Annotated in this window: 17 protein-coding genes; 11 read left to right on the top strand and 6 right to left on the bottom strand. The window is 46.2% G+C overall.

Annotated features, from left to right (window positions below; translation table 11 throughout):
• Nucleotides 1-70: 70 nt before the first annotated feature.
• Nucleotides 71-481, top strand: a complete 411-nt coding sequence (gene arfB, locus UM402_RS08035; RefSeq protein WP_053952416.1) for an alternative ribosome rescue aminoacyl-tRNA hydrolase ArfB — start codon at nucleotides 71-73, stop codon at nucleotides 479-481.
• Between the two features lie 171 nt (nucleotides 482-652).
• Here the strand turns inward: arfB and UM402_RS08030 are convergent, their stop codons facing one another.
• Nucleotides 653-1072 (bottom strand): hypothetical protein, encoded by a 420-nt coding sequence (locus UM402_RS08030; protein ID WP_058578924.1) that lies wholly within the window; start codon nucleotides 1070-1072, stop codon nucleotides 653-655.
• Nucleotides 1073-1222: 150 nt separating this feature from the next.
• Here UM402_RS08030 and UM402_RS08025 point away from each other — a divergent pair, with 150 nt between their 5' ends.
• Nucleotides 1223-1879 carry a flavin reductase family protein gene (locus UM402_RS08025; RefSeq protein ID WP_058578925.1) on the top strand — a complete coding sequence of 219 codons (657 nt, stop codon included), beginning with the start codon at nucleotides 1223-1225 and terminating at the stop codon, nucleotides 1877-1879.
• On the opposite strand, the gene UM402_RS08020 is transcribed toward UM402_RS08025, so the two are convergent.
• Complete coding sequence (locus tag UM402_RS08020; RefSeq protein WP_058578926.1) at nucleotides 1869-3053, bottom strand: MFS transporter; 1185 nt, start codon at nucleotides 3051-3053, stop codon at nucleotides 1869-1871. The genes UM402_RS08025 and UM402_RS08020 overlap by 11 nt on opposite strands.
• 134 nt (nucleotides 3054-3187) lie before the next feature.
• Between UM402_RS08020 and UM402_RS08015 the strand changes: the two genes are divergently transcribed.
• Together UM402_RS08015 and UM402_RS08010 are read left to right on the top strand one after the other, a co-directional pair.
• On the top strand, nucleotides 3188-3499 hold the full coding sequence (locus UM402_RS08015) for a YebG family protein (RefSeq protein ID WP_058578927.1): 312 nt from the start codon (nucleotides 3188-3190) through the stop codon (nucleotides 3497-3499).
• 71 nt (nucleotides 3500-3570) lie between these two features.
• Nucleotides 3571-4482, top strand: coding sequence for a M14 family metallocarboxypeptidase (locus UM402_RS08010; protein WP_058578928.1), 912 nt, complete (start codon nucleotides 3571-3573; stop codon nucleotides 4480-4482).
• Nucleotides 4483-4504: 22 nt separating this feature from the next.
• Here the strand turns inward: UM402_RS08010 and UM402_RS08005 are convergent, their stop codons facing one another.
• Entirely contained in the window at nucleotides 4505-5755 is a 1251-nt protein-coding gene (locus UM402_RS08005; RefSeq protein ID WP_058578929.1) for a DEAD/DEAH box helicase, read from the bottom strand.
• A 252-nt stretch (nucleotides 5756-6007) separates the two neighbouring features.
• Here UM402_RS08005 and UM402_RS08000 point away from each other — a divergent pair, with 252 nt between their 5' ends.
• Nucleotides 6008-6910, top strand: coding sequence for a sensor domain-containing diguanylate cyclase (locus UM402_RS08000; RefSeq protein WP_058578930.1), 903 nt, complete (start codon nucleotides 6008-6010; stop codon nucleotides 6908-6910).
• 86 nt (nucleotides 6911-6996) lie between these two features.
• On the top strand, nucleotides 6997-7503 hold the full coding sequence (locus tag UM402_RS07995) for a DUF2937 family protein (RefSeq protein WP_058578931.1): 507 nt from the start codon (nucleotides 6997-6999) through the stop codon (nucleotides 7501-7503).
• Here UM402_RS07995 and UM402_RS07990 read toward each other — a convergent pair.
• On the bottom strand, nucleotides 7457-9133 hold the full coding sequence (locus UM402_RS07990) for an isovaleryl-CoA dehydrogenase (RefSeq protein WP_058578932.1): 1677 nt from the start codon (nucleotides 9131-9133) through the stop codon (nucleotides 7457-7459). The two genes, UM402_RS07995 and UM402_RS07990, sit on opposite strands and share 47 nt — an antisense overlap.
• A gap of 125 nt (nucleotides 9134-9258) precedes the next feature.
• Between UM402_RS07990 and UM402_RS07985 the strand changes: the two genes are divergently transcribed.
• Together UM402_RS07985 and UM402_RS07980 are read left to right on the top strand one after the other, a co-directional pair.
• Entirely contained in the window at nucleotides 9259-10671 is a 1413-nt protein-coding gene (locus UM402_RS07985) for a diguanylate cyclase (protein ID WP_058578933.1), read from the top strand.
• Nucleotides 10668-12026 carry an MBL fold metallo-hydrolase RNA specificity domain-containing protein gene (locus UM402_RS07980; RefSeq protein ID WP_058578934.1) on the top strand — a complete coding sequence of 453 codons (1359 nt, stop codon included), beginning with the start codon at nucleotides 10668-10670 and terminating at the stop codon, nucleotides 12024-12026. The genes UM402_RS07985 and UM402_RS07980 overlap by 4 nt, the downstream gene beginning before the upstream one ends.
• 11 nt (nucleotides 12027-12037) lie before the next feature.
• Here the strand turns inward: UM402_RS07980 and UM402_RS07975 are convergent, their stop codons facing one another.
• On the bottom strand, nucleotides 12038-12736 hold the full coding sequence (locus UM402_RS07975; RefSeq protein WP_058578935.1) for a hypothetical protein: 699 nt from the start codon (nucleotides 12734-12736) through the stop codon (nucleotides 12038-12040).
• Nucleotides 12737-12907: 171 nt separating this feature from the next.
• On the opposite strand from UM402_RS07975, the gene UM402_RS07970 reads away from it, so the two are divergent.
• Both UM402_RS07970 and UM402_RS07965 read left to right on the top strand, forming a co-directional pair.
• Nucleotides 12908-14497, top strand: a complete 1590-nt coding sequence (locus tag UM402_RS07970; RefSeq protein WP_058578936.1) for an EAL domain-containing protein — start codon at nucleotides 12908-12910, stop codon at nucleotides 14495-14497.
• An 8-nt stretch (nucleotides 14498-14505) separates the two neighbouring features.
• On the top strand, nucleotides 14506-15201 hold the full coding sequence (locus tag UM402_RS07965; RefSeq protein ID WP_058578937.1) for a 2OG-Fe(II) oxygenase family protein: 696 nt from the start codon (nucleotides 14506-14508) through the stop codon (nucleotides 15199-15201).
• 88 nt (nucleotides 15202-15289) lie between these two features.
• Here the strand turns inward: UM402_RS07965 and UM402_RS07960 are convergent, their stop codons facing one another.
• Complete coding sequence (locus UM402_RS07960) at nucleotides 15290-18061, bottom strand: M16 family metallopeptidase (protein ID WP_058578938.1); 2772 nt, start codon at nucleotides 18059-18061, stop codon at nucleotides 15290-15292.
• Between the two features lie 212 nt (nucleotides 18062-18273).
• Between UM402_RS07960 and udk the strand changes: the two genes are divergently transcribed.
• Nucleotides 18274-18906, top strand: coding sequence for a uridine kinase (gene udk, locus UM402_RS07955; protein WP_053952401.1), 633 nt, complete (start codon nucleotides 18274-18276; stop codon nucleotides 18904-18906).
• Nucleotides 18907-18909 lie beyond the last annotated feature (3 nt).

Raw genomic sequence — 18909 nt, 5'->3', positions numbered from 1 at the left:
GAGTAAAAAGTTGCGCAGTAATATACCATATTTTTTAACAATCGGATGACACTGACTGAACAGGTTCCTTATGATTCAAATTTCTCAGCGCGTTCAAATTGCAGAAAATGAAATAGAATGGCAGTTTATCCGTTCCAGTGGGGCGGGTGGTCAGAACGTCAATAAGGTGGCCACGGCCGCTCAACTTATTTTTGATATTCAGGCTTCGTCACTACCGGATTTTTATAAACAACGACTGCTTAAAAAGCATGATCACCGTATTACTCAAAGTGGCAAAGTGATTATTAAAAGTCAGGAAACACGTAGCCAGGCAAGGAACAGAGAACTAGCATTAGAGCAACTGACAGAGCTTATTCGAAGCGTTTCGAAAACACAGAAAAAACGTATTCCGACCAAACCAAGCCGGGCAGCAAAAGAGAAGCGCTTGAATAAGAAGAAGCAGCACGGCCAGAAAAAGGTGCTTCGCAAAAAAGAGTTTTAGCTTCCCATATTTCTGGTTTCACTTGAGCAGGTTATCCGTGTGCACTCCAGTATTAGCTCTTTTAACTCGCATTGGCTACAGTAGTCACAGCAACGAATATCACTGGCGACAAGTCGCTTTTCTAAGAGTAAACGCTTTAATTGCTCTTTACTCAGGGATAGTTGCAAACGTTCAGGTTTGTTCCTGCGCATGGTTCAATTCCTCCAGTTGTTGAACGTAGTGACCCACACAACGAGAATGTTGGCATCCCGTAACAAGTAATTGGCAGCAGTAGCGGCACAAGTCTTTAACTTGTCTGGAGTTCGAGGTTGTTCGCCATTTCTCAAGCTGCCGACTCGCATCTTCTTGTTTTTCTTGAGCAAGGAATTGGTTATTGAGTCGAATATAAACAGCGATTAGCAAAACTGATGCCGTCGTGTAGGTTTGTATTGCATTCGCAGTTAATGCTGCTTCTTCTGCTGCACATCGAGCATTGTCAATAGTCTCAGATAGTATTGAGGCTGCGCTGCAGTAGCTTTTTTGCTGTAAATACTGGGTAGCTTCTTGCAGATGTTTCTGACTGCTAAAGTAAGCTGTGTAGGCATTATTCATTTTTGTCTCTTTCCCTATTGATCGTTATTGAAAACAAGTTAACGCAAATGATAACTGTTCGCAATAGGGTTTTTTGTAAATGTTCTTTTAAACGATCAAAAGCGACTGTTTGTGCGTAACACAGACTATAAGTAAATTTCTGAGGTCATTATGAAACACTATAAACAGAGCGACTTAGCCCAAATGAAAGATAGAGAGCGGGCTCGTTTCGTGAACTGCTTGTCTGGCTTTAAGAGCGCCAATGTCATAGGTACTCGTGATCGTCATCAGCAGGATAACCTGGCAATTGTGAGCTCTGTTGTTCACCTTGGTAGTAATCCGCCTTTTCTCGGTTTTATTATGCGCCCGCAATCAGTTACCAGGCACACCTGGGAGAATATCGAGGAAAGTGGTGTGTATACCATTAACCACGTCGGCGAGAGCTTTTTTAAAAGGGCGCATAAAACCTCTGCCCGTTACCCGAGAGAGCAGTCCGAGTTTGATGCTTGTGACCTAACACCTGAGTTTATGGATGGTTTTCACGCGCCCTATGTGGCTGAGAGCTCTTTGCGTATTGGTATGCAATTGGTTGAAATTATTCCGATACAACACAACGACACGGCGCTTATTGTTGGCGAAGTGCGTTGGGTCGATGTACAAGAGGATGTAGTTCAAAGTGATGGTTATATCGACATTGAAGGTCTGGGTACTATGACTATTTCCGGACTAGATGGTTATCACTTGACCTCTCGCGCAGCGCGTTTGTCGTACGCAAAGCCCGACGAAGAGTTGCGCGAATTGCACATCAACGGCGAGACTAAAGGCTAATAATATCGGGCGCTTTACGGCTGTGTTCTTTAGTGATCCAGAATAGCAATAAGCCTGCGAGGGACAAACCGCAGCCGACCCAACCGGTACCTTGCCAGCTCAGTGGTGAAACAATAGCTAAACCACCGAGCCAGGCGCCTAAGGCGTTGGCCGCGTTAAATGCGGAGTGATTCAGCGATGCTGCTAAGGTTTGTGCTTCTCCCGCTACATCCATAAGGCGGACCTGAAGCGCGGGAACCAAAGCCGCTGCACTGCCAAGTAGCAGGACCATTGGCATAACGCTCCAAATGCTTTCTAGCGTAAAGGGGAAAATACCTAGTATAACTGCTGACCAAATAAGTGAGCCACCAATCGTTAACTTAAGGCTTCGGTCCGCTGCCCAACCGCCGACTAAACTTCCTGCTAACGAGCCGATACCGTAGATAAGCAATGCAATAGGTATCCAGTGGGGAGCCAGTCCGGTAGCGTTAATCAAGGTGGGGGCTATGTAGCTTAAAACCGCAAACATGCCGCCAAAACCGATAGCGCCAATAGCCAGCGTTAGCCAAACCTGTGGGTTCTGTAAGGCTCTCATTTCGCCTCGAGCAGAGGTTTTTTGTTCGTTTGGATGTTGTGGAACCACAAGTGCAATCATAACCAGTGCAACTAAACCTAATGCACCAACAGTGTGGTAGACCGTACGCCAGTCGATGAGCTGCCCGAGCCATGTGGCTAGAGGGTTACCAACCAAAATGGCGATGGTAAGGCCCATCATAACCATAGTGACAGCCATACCGCGTTGGTTCCGGCGTACCATATCGGCAGCGACCAAACAGGCTATGCCAAAATAAGCCCCATGCGGCAGACCAGTTAGAAATCGTAAAATTTGCAGCAAAAAGTAATTATCGGCCGATGCGCTGGCAAAATTACCAATAGCGAAAACGAACAACAGTATGAGTAGCATAGGCTTACGAGGAAAGCGCGCAAAGAGGATAGTAATAAGTGGCGCACCGACAACAACACCTAAAGCGTAAAGACTGATTAAGTGCCCGGTTGTACGCGTGTCAGTATTAAAATCGGTAGCGACGTCAGGCAGCAAACCCATAATCACGAACTCACCGATACCAATAGCAAAACTGCCAATGGCCATGGCAAATATAGCCAGTCGAACTTGTGCTTTGGAGAACTGAGTCATGGGGCTGGCTGTATTCCTGTACTTATCGTCTTTGTTAAGAGTGCGCAGTTTAGCGAATGTGGCAGCTATTGCAATTACTTGCTTTATACTGTACAAATAACCAGTATCTGTAAACCTCAGCAAAGGACACAACCATGGCTGTAGTAACCCAATACGTAGTGATTCGCGATGGAGCCGAAAAAATGACATTTACCTCGAAAGCCGAAGCTGATGCACACGATAAAATGTTGGATATGGCAGAGGCGCTAACGCCCTTAATTGAAAGCAGCGAGCTTTTTACTGACGACAAGCAGCTTGAAGATATGGCGATGTTTTTAGCGAAAGAACGAGAAAATGTTTTAATAGCTCTGGGCGCCAAGAAACCGAAAAAGCCGAAAGCAGAAAAAACACTGGCAGAGAAAGTAGATAATAAAGCGGGTAATAAAGAGGCGACCAAGGCAGCATAGCTTTGGTGCATGAGAAGACTTTGGTAGTATAGCTATCTCTCTTTAAAAGACGTAATGAATAGGATCAGGCTATGACGCAAGAAACGATTTACCACATTGGTACTCCGGGTAAACCATGGGGTGTGGAAGAAAAAGCGCAATGGTTAGCGGAGCAAACTCAAAAGCGTTCATACTTTGATGATGTTGTTAGCAAAGTAGAGACATTTAAAGACGACTTTGACGTTGAACAATATGGCGAATTGGCTTACGAAAGCGCGACTTACCCGTTATTCGCGGTGAAAACTAAGAGTTGGGACAGTAATAAACCGACGGTATTAGTCACTGGTGGTGTACACGGCTACGAAACAAGTGGTGTTCACGGTGCGTTGCGGTTTATTGAAACCAAGGCGAAAGACTACAGTGAACAGTTCAACGTGGTTGTTGCGCCATGCTTAAGTCCATGGGGTTATGAAACCATTAACCGCTGGAGTCCGGCAGCTATTGATCCTAACCGTTCGTTTGTTGCTGAATCACCGGCTGGCGAGTGCGCTCATATTATGAAGTACGTCGCGGATTTAGGCGTAGATATTCTGGCGCACATTGACTTGCATGAAACCACAGATACTGACAACAGTGAGTTTCGTCCGGCAAAAGCCGCAATGGATGGTACCGTGAATACTAATTGGAATATCCCTGACGGCTTCTATTTGGTCGGTAATGCCGAAAAGCCTTACCCGGAATTCCAAAAGGCCGTACTGGACTCTGTTGAGAAAGTCACACACATAGCGGACGCTGACGATGAAAATAAACTGATTGGCGAAGACATTGCGCAGCGAGGTGTTATTTTACTGCCAACGTCTAAGCTGGGACTTTGCATTAGCTTCAGTAAAGCAGAGTACGCCACAACCACAGAAGTTTACCCCGACAGCCCCAAAGCAACGCCTGAGCAGTGTATTGAAGCTCAGGTCGCTGCAGTAACTGGCGGGCTGGATTTTTTGAAGTAAAACCCAGCCGACAGTGAAGTGGCTAGCGTCGTGTCGCCGGGCGGTTTTGTCTCGGCGCACGGCGCGAGTTATTTGGTCGGCTACCTCTGGGCTTTTGGATAGGCTCAGGTTTTATGCTCGGATCGGGCTCAAAACCCGGAACCACTTCTTTCGGTATCTCATTCTTGGTCAGCTTTTCAATGTCGCGTAGCAACTTATGTTCGTCAACGCAGACCAAAGAAGCGGCTTCGCCTTCGCTGCCGGCTCGACCGGTACGTCCAATGCGGTGCACATAGTCTTCGGCAACCTGCGGTAATTCAAAGTTGATAACGTGAGGTAATTCGTCGATATCAATACCGCGCGCGGCAATATCCGTCGCGACTAAGACTCGTAATTTACCCGCCTTAAATTGTGCTAAGGCTTTGGTTCTGGCGCCCTGACTCTTATTACCGTGAATAGCCATCGCAGGTAAGCCATCGTCAGTGAGTTGAGTCGCCAAGCGGTTTGCGCCGTGCTTGGTGCGGGTAAACACCAACACTTGTCGCCAGTTTTTGCTGCCAATTAGGTAGCTTAATAGCTCACGTTTGCGTTTTTTATCGACAGGGTAGACACGCTGCTCAATTGTATCTGCTGCTGCATTCTGGCGCGCAACTTCAACCAGTTTAGGTTGATGCATAAACTGCTGAGCCAGGGCTTTAATCTCTTTAGAAAAAGTGGCTGAGAAGAGCAGGGTCTGACGCTGTTCAGGAATCAGCTTCATGACTTTTTTTATGTCATGAATAAAGCCCATGTCTAGCATCCGGTCAGCTTCATCTAATATCAGCACATCAATCTTGCTTAAATCGACGGTACCCTGACGGCTGTGATCAAGCAGTCGTCCTGGTGTTGCGACTAAGATATCGACGCCGCGACGTAACGCATTAATTTGCGGGTTTATGCCCACGCCACCGAATATGACCAGCGATTTGAGGCCCGTGTATTTTGCGTAGGTGTTGAGGTTATCCTCAACCTGAGCTGCTAACTCACGTGTCGGTGTTAATATTAGCGCTCGAATAACAGGCTTACCTTCTGTCTTCGTCGAAGACAAGTTATGCAATAAAGGAAGCGTGAAACCTGCTGTTTTCCCGGTTCCGGTTTGTGCCGCTGCCAGTAAGTCATGACCTTTCATTACGGTCGGAATGGCTTGCTCTTGAATCGGGGTAGGGGTGGTATAACCGCACTCAGTAACGGCTCGTAAGATATTGTCGTTCAGTCCTAGTGACTGGAACGATCTCTGATTTTGTTCTGTGGACATGAAGCTCCGGGAATTTTATTTAAATAGACATCACAGTTGCTGTGATTTTCGCTGCATTATAACACAGCCGTACCAGCACAGTTTTAGTTATTATTTTTGATTTGCATCAACTATCGTTTCGGAACGCGTGTTTTCTTGTGAGCTGACCGGTGATTCTGCTTAATGCTTCAACAAAACTGTTATATATTGGTTATCTTAGCCAAGACAAACTTATCGCTTTAAAACGGACTGCGCTGTAACGGAGAACTGCTCATGGAAGTAAAACACGCCTTTACTGATTTTCTGGAAATTATTCCCGATGGTGCAGTTGTTATAAACCCGCATGGTTTTATTGTTGCAGTCAATCAAGCTGCCGCCGCAATGTTTGGCTATTCGTCCTCTTCTATGTTGGAAATGCCACTTAACTGTTTGTTACCGGAAGAGTTTAGGGAAAAGCATGACGCACATCTGTCTAAGTTTTTTAAACATCCGGGGCGGCGTTCTATGGGCAATGGCTTAATATTTCCTGCCGTGCGCCGTGATGGCTCTAAATTCTACGTCGATATTATGCTGAACCAGTTGGAAATTGAGAGTGAACTGTTTGGTATTGCAATAGTTCGAGATTATACCTTGCTGAAAAAAGCAGAAGACAAAATTCGTTTAGAGCTTGAGTTTGAAAAGCGCCAGGCGCTGACTGATCATCTTACCGGCATTATGAACCGCCGAGCATTCACCACTCAACTGACTGATGAAATTGCGCAGCTAGAACAACACGGCACACCGTTCGCTGTGAGCTTTATCGACCTGGACGACTTTAAAGACATTAACGATGAATATGGTCATCAGTACGGTGATGAAGTCCTGCAAAAAATTGCTGAGCTTATTCGCCTGCACAGCCGCCATACCGATTATGTTGCCCGAATTGGCGGGGATGAATTCGCCACTATTCATCCAATGATTACAGCCAATGACGCAGAGCAAATGATGCAGCGTTTAAGAGCCGAGTTGGTGAGTGGAATAGGGCATGCGAACTTGCCAGTAACCTTGTCTATTGGACTGTGTCAGTGTGATAAACCATCAGAGCACTATACCGTTGAAAACATTATGGCACGCGCAGATCGGGCCATGTACCAGGCGAAAAAAGAAGGGAAGAACGCAGTTGTTCTGACCGGTTAGCTTCTCTTGCGTTAAGTCGTGTAATTTTGTTTGATTATTAACCGTGGTCTGGCCTAGAGTAGCTTTAGGCTATGTAAGGAGAGAGCATGGGCGTTTTCACATCTTACCTGCGAATTATTTTGTTGATTTTTGGCGTACTGGCTGGCATTCAGCTACCGGGTTTCGTCGACCAATACGGTAAAAGCCTCAATGCTCACTTAATAGAATCGGAACGAAGCCTTGATGAATTCAGAGACGAAGCTGAGAAGTTTTTCGATGGTGATATTGAGCAACTTATTGCCCACTATGAGGCCAGCGATGATGTTGTTTTTCAGGAAGGAGGGCAAAGCATCAGCGCTATTTATCAGCGCCACCAGTTATTACTTCGTGCTTTGAATGAATTTAACGAAAATGCCTGGAGTGCATACACCCAAGCCTTTGTTTCTCCGGTAGCGGATATTCAACAGGAAGTAAGAAGTGACTTTTCCTACACCGTTAAGTTGAGCCCGGGCGCCATTTTATTTGGCTTAGTTTGTGGCTTAGTGCTCGCAATTATTGGTGAACTGTTTATCCGCTTGTTGGCGCGGCCCTTTCGACGATCGCAGCACAGTTAATTTCTGTCGGCATTGTCCCATAATTTGAGCCACCGTTTGACGCCAGACGGCTTAGGCAGAAGGCATCGGCAACGTCGCTAGTTGAGTGTTGAAGCAATAACGCCGCTTGTAAGCCAAGTGCCATTTTATCGGCTATGATTCGGCCCCGGTATTGCAGCGTGTTGGTGTCTGTAAACTCTGACTTTATGCCATTCAAAAATGTATCAAAGCGTCTATTCACTCCCTGCGCTTTCTGTAATTCCATAAAGTAAGCATCGAGAACGTCAGGTTGTTTCTCGATAGAACGCAAAATATCCAGACATTGAACGTTACCGCTACCCTCCCATATTGCGTTGACCGGAGACTCCCGGAAAAGACGCGGCATAATGTGGTTTTCCATCACTCCACTACCACCAATAACTTCCATCGCCTCGTAGGCGTGGTTAGGTGTGCGTTTACAAATCCAGTATTTGCCAATGGGCGTAGCAATGCGGGACAGCAGTTTTTCGTGCTCATTGTCTTGGTTGTCCATTGCGCGAGCTATACGCATGGTATAGGTCATGGCGGCTTCGCTTTCTAGTGCCAGGTCGGCTAGTAGGTTTTGCATGAGTGGTTGTTCGCTTAACCGGGCACCGAAAGCTTCCCGATTTGAGGCATGGTGAATGGCCTGAGCAGCGGCCTGACGCATACCGGAAGAGGAACCAATCATACAGTCGTAGCGAGTGGTAGCGACCATTTCGATAATAGTGCGAACACCGCGACCTTCTTCGCCGACCATCCAGCCCAAAGCTCCGCGCAACTCGGTTTCGCTGGAAGCGTTGGCGGCGTTTCCCATTTTTTGTTTGAGTTGTTGTATTTGTAGCGGGTTTTTAGAGCCGTCGGGACGCCAGCGAGGAACTAAAAAGCAAGACAAACCATTGTCGGTTTGGGCTAACACTAGAAACGCATCACACATGGGCGCCGACACAAACCACTTATGCCCAACCAACTCATAAGCTTCGCCGGGGCCTATTTGACCAATAGGGTAAGCCCTTGTCGTATTTCTTCTTACGTCAGAGCCGCCTTGCTTCTCGGTCATAGCCATACCAATGGTTACTGCGTTTTTCTCGGTATGCGGGCGGTTACTGGGATCATAGGTGCGAGCCATAATTTTGGGCGCCCATTCCCGCAACAAATTTGGTTGATGACGCAATGCCGGAATAGCCGCAAAAGTCATGGTAATAGGGCAGCCGTGGGCAGCTTCTACTTGGGTATGCAAATAATACTTGGCAGCTCGTGCCACATGAGCTCCCGGTTTGGGGTCGCTCCACGGGCTTGCGTGCAGGCCGTGTTCAATCGCTGTTGTCATTAGTTGATGGTAACTGGGGTGAAAATCGACTTGGTCAATACGGTGTCCGTAGCGGTCGTGGGTGCGAAGCTCTGGCTGATATTTGTTAGCCTGAAAGCCTCGTTCAATACTTTCACGTTGGCCTGCCAGCTCACCAAAGGCAATAAGGTCAGAAAATGCCCAGCTTGCCCCTTCTCGCTCAACAGCACTTTGCAGCGCAGTATCGGCTAAATAAAGGTTATAGTTCTCCAAAGGCTGGGGCTGGTTTTCAACCTCATGTGTATTGGCCATAAACTGGTCCGCTTTAGGGTATTGCTGCGTCATTATTCACTCCTTATTAACTTTGAGTGAAGCAAGTTAAATTGCCTTCGTCAATACACTAAAGGTTGCCTTTTGGGCGTTTTTTGATAACAGTTAGAAGCATAACGAAAAATAAAAAGAAGCTTATTTTGCGCCAACACCTACTACGAACAATTTTACTGATTCTGGCCTGGGTACTCTTGTGGCGTGTTGCCGCTGTTATGGAGTACGGCCCGCACGCCAGTATTTGGTTTCCACCGGCAGGTCTGACATTTGCGGCTTTTTTGGTCATGAGTTGGCGAGCGTTTCCGGCAATATTGCTGGGAGGCGTAATTACCACTTTATGGGTCTCAGATTTATACGGTGACCAAACACCTGTTAAAGAGTTGCTGGTTACTGGTGTGACTTTTGGCGTGGCTCATACTGTGCCTTATTTTCTGGGCGCATGGCTACTTCGTTCTAAGCTAATACGGTTGGGCAGCCACGGTTTATCCAGCACTATTATGACGTTTTTGGGAATAGCTGCGTTGTCGTCATTTTGCGCGGCTTGGCTGGGTACTGAAGTCATGATTTCCGGCAGTTTGCTTGAGCCTGAGGCACTTTGGTACACCTGGCTGCCATGGTGGATTGGCGATTTAAGTGGCGTTATCGTACTCACGCCTATTTTCATTGCGTTGGTCAGTTGGCGTTATCCTCAAATCGAGCGTTGGCTGGGCGGTTTAAAGTTCACAGAAGGGGGAGGGAGTTGGTCGTCTTTTGCCAGTAAACTGCTGATTACATTGGTTATATTGGCCGTTTGCTTGATCATTTCTAAGTTTTCGAGCTATGAAGAAGCGGCTTTTGTCGTCTTTTTCTTAATACTACCCCTGCTTTGGATTTCTTACACCGAATCGCCATTAAAAACGGCTATTGCGCTTGCTGTTTTCAGCACAATTACAGCGTTTTCTATCGGTTTATTAGGTTTAATGGACTACGCTATAGTGTATCAGTTTGCGGTAACCGTTATTGCCTCAAGTGCTTGGTTCGGACTAACGGTCCCGGCGCTTATCGCGCACAACCAATATCTGACCCATCAGGTGTCGCAAGACGGCTTAACAAGCGCAGCTTCCCGCGAGCACTTTATGCAACAGGCTGACCTATTACTGAAAATGGCGAAACGGCGTAACAAGCCTATTTCGGTCATTATGTTCGATGTCGACAAGTTTAAGTCAATTAATGATATTTACGGACATATTATCGGTGACTCAGCACTTGTTGAAATTACTCAGGCGGTCAATACGCAACTGCGTGAGTCCGACATACTCGGTCGCTTTGGCGGTGATGAATTTATGATCTTATTGCCTGATACCGATCAAAGCGGAGCTGTTGGTGTTGCGCATAAACTGAGAGAGGCGATATCAAGAATAACAATATCATCGCTTTCAGAACGTTTGTCCTGTAGCTTTGGTGTTGCGCAGGTGTCGAAAAATGAACACATAATGGTCACTATCGACCGAGCAGATAGAGCGCTATTGCAGGCAAAACGCAACGGCCGTGATCGCATTGAAAAGGACGCTGTATGAAAATTGTATTTCTAGGCGGAGCAGAGACCGTAACCGGCTCAAAATATTTAGTCGAAACCGAATCTACTCGTCTATTGGTCGACTGTGGGTTGTTTCAGGGCTATAAGTGGTTACGCCGACGTAATTGGCAGCCTTTGTCAATGGGTATTCAGAACGTTGATGGTGTTGTTCTGACACATGCGCATTTAGACCATTCTGGTTTTATTCCGGTTTTATATAAAAATGGCTACCGTGGTCCTGTGTTTACGCATCATGCAACGGTTGGTTTGTGCGATATTTTGCTGGCGGACAGTGGTCGTATACAAGAAGAGGACGCCAAGTATCTCGGTAAACATAAGCTCAGTCGGCATGAAAAGCCTGAGCCGCTTTATGATGAAGCGACCGCAAAAGCGTCCATGACGTTGTTTCAGGGCGTGGAATATCATCAGCAGTTTTCTATCGGCGATATCACCATAACCCTGCGCAAGGCAGGTCATATTTTAGGAGCTGCCAGCGTGATTCTTGAAGCCGATGGTAAGCGAGTAGGGTTTTCCGGCGACATTGGACGTCCCAACGACATTATGATGTACCCACCAGAGCCTTTGCCAGACCTCGATTTGTTGATGCTCGAGTCAACGTATGGTGACAGACGACATGCTGACACAGAAAGTACGGAAGAGCAGCTTGCTGAAGTGGTTAATGAGACTTCTCAGTCTGGTGGTGTGTTATTAATTCCGAGCTTTTCGGTGGGACGAGCGCAGTTGTTGCAGTATTTGCTTGTGAAATTGATGGACGAAAAGCGTATTCCGCGACAGCCTATTTTCCTGGACTCGCCAATGGCCATTAACGTGTCTGGTTTGTATCAGCGCTTTCATGAGTTGCATAAACTTTCCGATGCTCAGTGCCAGAATACTTTTAATAAAGTGGAATACACCCGCTCGGTGGATGCATCGAAAGCGATTGCATCGCAGTCGGGCCCACATATTATTATAGCCGGCAGTGGTATGGCGACCGGCGGCCGTATATTGCACCATTTTAAGCGTTGGCTGGCTGACCATCGTGCTACGGTGTTATTCAGTGGTCATCAGGCAGGCGGTACGCGCGGTGCTAAGATGTTACAGGGTGTGGAGTCGATTAAATTGCATGGCCAATGGTTACCGGTAAAAGCCCGCATAAGAGCCCTGGAGGGCTTGTCGGGCCATGCCGATTATGAAGAAATTACGCAGTGGCTGAAACAGTCTGAGTTAAAGCCAAATACGGCAATTCAGCTAGTGCATGGGGAGCTGGACGCCTTAGAAACATTCCGCGACCACCTCATGCAAACGACGTCTTTCGACGTTGATGTCGCGGATTATCAAGGCGTTTACCATTTATAAGAAAATGGCACTTAAAAGTGCCATTTAATCAATAAGTTAGGGTTTTTCTCATTAACACCGTCAATGTAAAACTTGTTGCGCCAGTAAACGTACTCGACACCAACGTAAAGTGGCGCAGATAGGTCGAAATACGGTGCCAGGTTCCACTTTAACTGTGAAGTAAAGTTCATATTGGCTGGGCCAACACCACTAATGCCAGACGCGTAATCTAAAAAGCCGTCGTACATCCACTCGGTTTCGCCAATGGAGAAAGGCAGGCCCCATGACAGCGTTACCTGATAGTTGTTTTCAAAACCGTCGTTGTTTCTTCTGTACGCGTCAATTTCGAAGAACTGAAAGCCCGGTAAGTCAAAAGCGGAGCCAATACCATACAGGTAATGAGTAAAACCATCGCCAATTTCTGCTGTTGTAGTAAAGCTTAAGTTGTTCACTAAATTGTCTTCGAATTCGACAAAGTAGACTTCCGGAGATACCTCAATATAGGTTTCGGTGTCGCCGTTGTCAGACTCGAGTCTGTCGCCAAATGCGAATATTTTACCCCAGCTGTAACCGCCGACATATTCCAGGGTGATGACCTGGCGATCGGGGTCGCCAACTTCATAGTCACCGCCGTTCAAATAGGTAAGGCTGGTGTCTGACCAGTATTTTTCTGCCGTTGCCGTGAAGGGTAAAGCTAAAAGAATCAATAAAGAGAAAACAATGTGTTTCATTGAGAAAACGCCTAAATTTTAGTCAAGTTTGTAAAAGCGAGTGGATTATACGCAAGCTAGACCGTAAATTTAAAGAAATATCTGCTGTTGCGGGCTGTTATTATCCTATCGAATTCGTTACATTACAAAAAGCTAACATCTATATTGAGTTGCTGAGGTAACCAAGCGCGAATGCGTGATCAATTTTTGTTAAAGCAGTACATAAATACACTAGAGTCTACTGCGCTTTGTGCCCGACTGTCTCCGTCTGGTCACATTCGGTGGTTAAGTGACTCCATGCACAAGCTGCTCGATATTCACTACCTGAAACAAACAACACTGTTTCACAACTTTCTGCCCCCTGATAACCGTGATCATATAAAAGAAGTGATTAGCTACGCTATTGAGTCGGGGAATAGCTGGAATGGTACTGTTTGCCTGGAAAGTAATACCCGCACTAACTGGTGCCGTTGTATGACGATACCGCTGTACGACGAGAAAGGTAGTTTGAGCGAGCTAGTCTTGCTGTTTCAGGATATTTCCCGTGAAGTTTATTTAGATGAGCTTTTGCAGGAAGCTCGTTATGATCGGGTAACAGGTTTGCCGACGCGGGTCGACCTGCTAAATGACTTAAAGCGTGTTAAAGCGCAGTGCCTGGCGGTACTCGATATTCGCAAATTCCGTAGTTATGCCGATTTTTACGGCTTAGATTTCGGCGATGAACTGCTCCGAAAGTTCAGTCTTTGGGCTCAGAACCAGTTAAAACCTAACCATATTAATATTTATCGCCTGTATAGCGACAAGTTTGCTCTGATTCCCGACTTTCGGATGATCCCCACGCTTTTTGAAAGTCACCTGCTGCATTTTTACGAATTATTGTCAGACTTAAAGCTTCAGGTTCGTGACGTAGAAGCGAATTTGGACGTGGCAATAGGTATGGGCGTAGGAGATAACAAACACCTGCAGTTGGCAGAAAGTGCACTGTCAAAGGCGAAGGCAATTTACTCTGGCCATAAAATTGAAGTGGTACGAGAGCGCGAGTTCTTAAAAGAAAACAAGATCAATTGGATTCCGAAGATTCAGTCCGCTATCACTGACCATCGTTTCATTAATTATTACCAGCCAATTAAGAGTACCTCGAAAGAACGCCCAAGTTATTACGAAGCTCTTGTCAGAATGCGAGACAATAATAGTGACTTGCCGCCAGGAATGTTCCTCGATAAAGCAAAAACGACGCGTTATTACTGTGAAATTACTCGCTCAGTCATAGAGCAGGCGGTATTAGCTTCTGAGGAATTTGGCGTCGCTATATCTGTGAATTTATCCATTGAAGACATACTCAACGATAAAACCGTTAACTTCATACGTTATGTGCTGATGGAGCACAAAAAGGCGCAATTGATATTTGAAATAACCGAAACAGAGTCGACTGAGGACTTTGAGAAAGTTCAGACCTTTGCTAAAGAGGTAAGGCAACTGGGTGGTCAAATTGCGATTGATGACTTTGGTGTGGGGTATTCAAATTTTTCCCGGCTTATCAGCCTTCGCCCCGACTACTTAAAAATTGACGGCAGTATTGTTCAGAATGTGCTTTACGATGAGACCAGTGCCAGTATTTTAAATGGCATGATAAGTATCTGTAAGGAATTAAACATTCCTATTGTTGCCGAGTTTGTCGAAAACGAAGAAGTGAATAGCTATTTGTGTAGCCAGAATATTGAGTATTTGCAAGGCTATTACATTGGTAAACCAAGCCCCGAAGTAAACCGACTACTAAACTGATTTTTCCTATGCCTGATTTTATTGAAACCTACGATAACGCGTTATCGCCGGAATTTTGCGAACAATTGATAACGACTTTTGAGAGCTCTGCACATACCTTTCAGGGACGAACAGGCGGTGGTGTTGATACCAGTAAAAAGTCCAGTACGGACTTAATGCTAAACTCCCACCCGGAATATCAGGAGTTATTGTTAAAAATACAGAAAACGACAGCAGACCATGCACTGCAGTACTTTAAAAAGTATCATTTTGCACTAATTGCGCCGGTCGCACTGACACTGCAACACCCTAAAACTCAACAACCAACGCCTTTGACCCATGAAAACTTTGATGAAATAGCCAAAGGCAATGAAATGGCTATTATGCAAAAGTTGTTTCGAGTGGGTGCTATTCAAATGCAGCGATACCGAAAAGGTGAGGGTAACTATAATTACTGGCATTGCGAAACATTTCCGCAAAAAGGCTCGACCGAGCCACTGCACCGGGCGTTGCTGTTTATGTATTACTTGAATGATGTGGAAGAAGGTGGCGAAACTGATTTTTATTATCAAGAACGTTCGCTAAAACCTAAGGCTGGGCAAATGGTCATAGCGCCTGCTTATTTCACGCATACACACCGCGGCAGAATGCCGATTTCAAACGACAAGTACATTCTCACCAGCTGGATTCTGCATAGCCGCGCTGAGCAGTTATTTGGCGCCTAGTGGCTCGATGCATTAATGTGCTTTAAGGCATAAAAAAGCCCCGGCTTAACGATTAAGCCGGGGCTTTTTATTGAGAGCACCTTACCCTTTATTCTTCGTCACTTTGAAGAATCGTGACTTCACCCAGGTTCAACTCGCGAACCTTATCTTCAATTTCAGCTAAGTCACCAACAATAACCCAGGTCATTGCGTTTGGCGTTAACACCTTGTCGGCGCTTTGTTGAATATCATCCAACGTTATAGCGTTAATACGCTGGCCATAAGACTCAAGATACTCAACGTCTTTGCCTTTGTTAAAGGTACTGACTAGACCGCCTAACAAGGCACCTTTGGTTTCATAAGCACCAGGCAGTTTAGCGGTTTTGTTCGCTTTAACTTTAGCAAGTTCGTCGTCAGTGGCCGGCTTGTCGTCTTCATACTGAGTAAACTCTTTGACAATCTCCTGAATAGACTCTTGGGTCTTGTTGGTTTGAACCGGCGCAAGCGCCATCAATAGTCCCGGGCCTTCGTTGTCTAGCCAAATAGAACGTGCGCCGTAAGACCAACCTTTGTCTTCGCGAAGGTTCATGTTTAAGCGACTGGTGAAGCTGCCGCCAAGAATTGTATTCATGACATCGACAGTGTCGGCGTTATCGACCTGACCCGAAGGTGCTAGCTGACCCGCTATAATCAGTGACTGCGGTGTTCCTGGCTTATCAATTAAGAACACTCGGTTTTCGTCTGACGCAGCAGATGCATCCAAGGTTTTTTCAGGTTTAGGCGTTGCTGGAGCCTGCCAGCTGGCGAATTGCTCTTCCAGCAGAGATTTAGCCTGCTCTACTGTGGTATCACCTACAATAACCAGTTTTGCGTTATCCGGGCGTAGCCAGGTTTGTGCGTGCTCAACTAAGTCGTCACGCGTCAAAGACTTAATAGACTCGACTGTACCAGAGCCTGTTAATGGTTGGCTGTAAGCATGGCCATCACCAAACATTAAGCCTGGCAGAACTCGCAAAGCCTGAGTTTGAGGGCGAGCTTCTTCTTTGCGAATACCTTCAATCCAGTTTGAGCGCTTACGTTCAATTTCTTCTTCTGAGAAAGCTGGGTTTTGCAGCACGTCATTCATAAGCCCCAGACTTTCTGCAAAGTTAACGCTCAGTGTGTCCATACTAATGCGCGAGCTATCTAGGCTAGCTGATGCATTCAGGTTAGTCCCTAAAGACTCCAGACGTTCACTCAACTCTAGCGAACTCAGACTCTCAGTACCTTCTTTTAGCATCGACATAGTGTAACTTGCCGTGCCCAGTTTGCCGCCAACGTCAGAGGCGTAACCACTGTCAAAGACTAAGCTCATTTCGATGGTTGGCGTATCGGTACGTTGTGCTAAGTAAACGTCTAAGCCATTCGATAGTGTAAATTGTTCAACTTCCGGCAGCTCTAATTGTGGTAAGTCACCCACGTTCGGAAGCTCAGAACGATCAGCATCCGTTTCCTGCGCCGTGTAGTTTGGTTGTGGAACAACGTTCAGAACGAAATCACCGCTTGAAAGCCACTGTTGAGCCGCATTTTGAACGTCACTAACGGTTGCTTGCTTGGTCCACTCCATTTCCTGAGCATAGAAGCCAGGGTTATCGTGGTAGACGGCGCCAGAGGCTAAAATGTCTGACTTACCACCGAAGCCACCTACTTTTTCAGCGCGGCGGACAAAGTTAGCTGTATTACTGAATTTAGTGCGTTGCAGTTCAGCTTGCGTTGGTCCCTCATTAATTAGACGTTCCAGTTCTTCGTTAATGATGGCTTCAATTTGCTCGAGCTCGACGCCCGCTTTTGCATCAGCGGTAATCATAAACTGCCCGGCAAGAGTACGACCATATTGGAACGCGCCGACTGAGCTGGCAATTTGCTCTTCGTATACTAAGCGCTCATAAAGACGTGAGTTTTTACCATTAGCAAGGATGTCGGCAAATAGTTCAAGGTATTCGGAGTCAGCCGTACCCATTTGCGCGGTATTCCAAACTTTATATACACGAGCGGCTGGAACACGGTCTTCCATAGTCGCTCGTTTAGTTTCATTGCGCTTAGCAACCCAGGCTTCTTGTTTTTTCAGAGGCTTGCCCGGACCAATATCTGCAAAATATTTAGTCACTTTCTCTTTAGCGGTTTCAACATCAATATCACCGGCTAAAACTAATACCGCGTTTGCAGCACCGTAATAATCTTTAAACCATTGATGGACGTCGTCCAAAGTTGCCGCATTTAAGTCTTCCATGGAGCCAATAACCGACCATGAATAAGGGTGACCTTCCGGGAATGTTTGCTCGGAAATGTAGCTCCAGGCTTTACCGTATGGCTGAGCTTCGCCCTGGCGCTTCTCGTTTTGCACAACGCCACGTTGTTCGTCGAGTTTTTCTTGAGTCACAGCGCCTAACAAATGACCCATGCGGTCCGACTCCATCCATAACGCCATGTCAAGCGCAGGAGTCGGGACATTTTCAAAGTAGTTGGTGCGGTCATTGTTGGTGGTGCCGTTCATTTCGGTTGCACCAGCACGCTCGAAGGGACCGAAGTACTCATCGTCGTAGTTTTCAGTACCATTGAACATCAAGTGTTCAAATAGATGGGCAAAACCAGTTTTACCGGGTTTTTCGTCTTTAGAGCCAACGGCATACCAGACGTTAACAGCAACAATTGGCGCTTTGCGATCTTCATGCACAACAACGGTTAAACCGTTATCTAAAGTAAAAGTCTCATAATCGACTTTAACTTCTGGAAATTGTGACTGGCTAACGGCCGTGGTGTTATTAGCAGAGCTGGTTGACTGACAGCCGCCTAATAATACTGTTGTCACTGCCACTGCAGTGAGGGTTTTCATCATTTTCATCGTTGTTCCCAATTTGTTTTTATAAGCTCGTCTACTATACGAAAGGACGGCTTGTTATGCTCATGAAAAGGGCTATTAAATTGTAACGAAATTAAACATATTGAAATGATGGAGGGTTGTTTGTGTGAAATAAGGTCTTAGTCAAGTCTTTTAATTACACAGACAATCAAGGATAATTGCGCGCGGTTTGCAGCAAATAGATACGGTATCTTGTGAGTAAGACGACAGTTATAGCAATAGCAGGGGCTTCAGCATCAGGTAAAAGCTTGTTTGCCTCAACGGTTTATCAGGAGTTAGTGGCCGAACTCGGCACTGACGGTATCGCCATTCTCGCCGAGGATGCCTATTACCGCGACCAAAGTCATATGACAATGGAGCAGCGCGTTCTGACAAATTATGACCAGCCTGCAGCGTTTGAGCATGACTTGCTCATGCAACACCTCAAGCAGCTGAAAGCTGGCGAAGCAGTCGAAATGCCACAATACAGTCACAAAACACACACTCGCTTGCCTGAAAGTATTAAAGTCGCACCGGCAAGGGTGGTTATGGTTGAAGGTATTTTGCTGCTGACGGACGAAAAGCTTCGCGAACAGTTCGACATTTCCGTATTTATGGATACGCCGTTGGATATTTGCTTGCTGCGTCGTATTAAGCGCGATATTGAGGAGCGTGGCAGAACACTACAGTCTGTTACTGAACAGTATGAGCAGTACGTGCGCCCGGCGTTTTTTGACTTTATTTTCCCATCCAAGCAGTATGCAGATCTTGTTGTCACTCGCGGTGGCCAGAACGAAATAGCCATTGACATTATAAAAACAAAAATACGTCAGTTGCTGGCGGAATAAACT

The sequence above is a fragment of the Idiomarina sp. OXR-189 genome (assembly GCF_034373425.1).
Classification (GTDB): domain Bacteria; phylum Pseudomonadota; class Gammaproteobacteria; order Enterobacterales; family Alteromonadaceae; genus Idiomarina; species Idiomarina zobellii.
Note: the sequence above shows the minus strand (reverse complement) of the source record. Positions and strands in the feature narration are given on the sequence as shown.